This is a genomic window from Nocardia brasiliensis IFM 10847, from assembly GCF_000710915.1.
GTDB lineage: Bacteria > Actinomycetota > Actinomycetes > Mycobacteriales > Mycobacteriaceae > Nocardia > Nocardia brasiliensis_A.
Window position 1 is genome coordinate 1 of the sequence record NZ_BAUA01000137.1, and the last position, 1851, is coordinate 1851.

2 protein-coding genes are annotated in these 1851 nt (G+C 68.5%); both read left to right on the forward strand.

Annotation, left to right across the window (positions count from 1 at the left end):
- Positions 1-1107, forward strand: a 1107-nt coding sequence (locus NBRGI_RS27160) for a hypothetical protein (RefSeq protein WP_235211120.1), incomplete at its 5' end; no start/stop codon positions are given.
- Between the two features lie 58 nt (positions 1108-1165).
- Positions 1166-1851: hypothetical protein (locus NBRGI_RS27165; protein ID WP_051728060.1), on the forward strand; the 686-nt coding region annotated here is incomplete at its 3' end.

The window sequence follows — 1851 nt, forward strand, 5'->3', positions numbered from 1 at the left end:
CGCCGCGATCGTGGCGACCGCGGTGTTCACCAACGCGGACCGGATCGTCCGTCGGCAACGACAGTGACCGCCGTGTCGGGGCTGCCCGCCTATTCCGAGTTCGTCTCGAACGCGGAACCCGCACCCCCGCGGCCCCGGAAGCGCTGGCCGTTCGTCGCTCTCGTGTTCCTCGGCGCGGTGCTGGTGCTGGCCCCGATCGTCACCGGCATGTTTCCGCGGGCGGTCAAGGGCGAGGCGATGATCGACGCGTTCGAGCCCTACATGACCCGCTCCAGCCTCGACGGCTACCAGCACGATCTGCAGGTGCTGGCGGACGCGCGCGCGAACGTCGTGACCTTGCAGCAGCGTGGGCAACAGCCGGGTACCTACGACCGGGTCGAGCAGTTCGTCCGCGACTATCCGGAGATTCGCGCACACATGTCCGGGATGATCGGCGCGATCGATGACAACCGGCAGAACTACGAAAAGCTTTCCGCGGTCCTACCTTTCGGCACGCTGCCCTGGTTGCTGGCGTTGCCGGGTGCGGTGCTCGTGGGGGCGGGCGTGTTCGGCTGTCGGCGGGCCGGGAATGGCGAGCGGGCGCTCGTCTGGCGTTCGCTCGCGGGACTCGCGGCGCTCGGGCTGATCGCGGTGTCCGTGTTCGGCGGGTTGTTCCCGGCTGCTCCGGCCGGACAGCCCTTGATCGATGATCTGCGGCCGATCCTCACCCATGACGAGGTCCGGAAGTTGCAGGGCTACTTCGTCACGCTGGTGGCCGCGGACGGGGAGCTCAACAGCCGCTACACCGGTGCGGTCCGCAGCGCGCACCCTGATGCGGATCTCACCGGCATCACCACGCTGGAGGCGCAGTGGCAGCCGATGACCTCGCGCTTCGCGGCCCTGATCGGGGCGATGAACGACAACGTCCGCAACTTCGACGCCGTTGTCGCGCTGAACGAATCGACGAGCCCAATGGGTTTCGGCGCGTTCCGCGGTCTCGGTTATTTCTACCTCGTGCCCGGGGTGCTCGCGCTCGCGCTGGCGGGCACCGGTGTGCGGCTGCCGCGCGGACGGGACGGCCGGGCCGGAGCCGCGCCGGCGGATTCACCTGGCGGCCAGGCGAAATGAGTATTCGTCACCCAGTCGGTCGGCCCATCGTGGTCGAAAGCTCAGGAGGCAAGCCGGTATGAGCCTACGAAAGACGTTCGCGCTGGCTGCTTTTGCCGCGCTGGTGCTGGTGGTACCGGGCTGCTCCGGTGGTGGCGACGACGACCCCGCACCGAGCGGGCCCGAGCAGTTGGTCGGGTTGCTGCGCTTCACACCGGGTTCGGTGTCGGGCGAGCAGGTGGCAGGCACCTGGTTCCGGATGGTCCAGCCGGGCGGTACCCCCGAGAAGGGCCCCTATATGCCCAACGGTGATTCACCGGCTCAGGGCGGTTCGACCACGCTGCTCGAACCCGGCACCGCCGGCGGCCTGCGTATCGGCGGATATCAGAGCGAGCCGAATCCTGGTTTCGCGCAGGGCAATTCGCTGTCCGCGTCGATCACCAAGCCGACCAAGTTCTTCGCGGTCGAGTTCGGCATCTCGACCAACCCGGTGGACCCGCAGACCCAGCGCCGGGTGCCGCCGCCGACGGTGACCGCCGACGGCGGCACCCTGACCGCCGACCTGTCGTCCTGGGCGGCCTCGTGGAACGACCAGGAGTTCAACCAGGGCGCGCCGAAGCCGCCGGAGAAACAGGACGCCCAGGTCGCGGGTGCTGAGCAGGTGCAGAAGGTGTGGGACTGGGTCGCCAAGCAATGGTTCGACAAGCCGAAATCCGACGCTGCGCAAGGGCCTTCGGCGACCGGCAGTTATGACCGCAAGTCGCG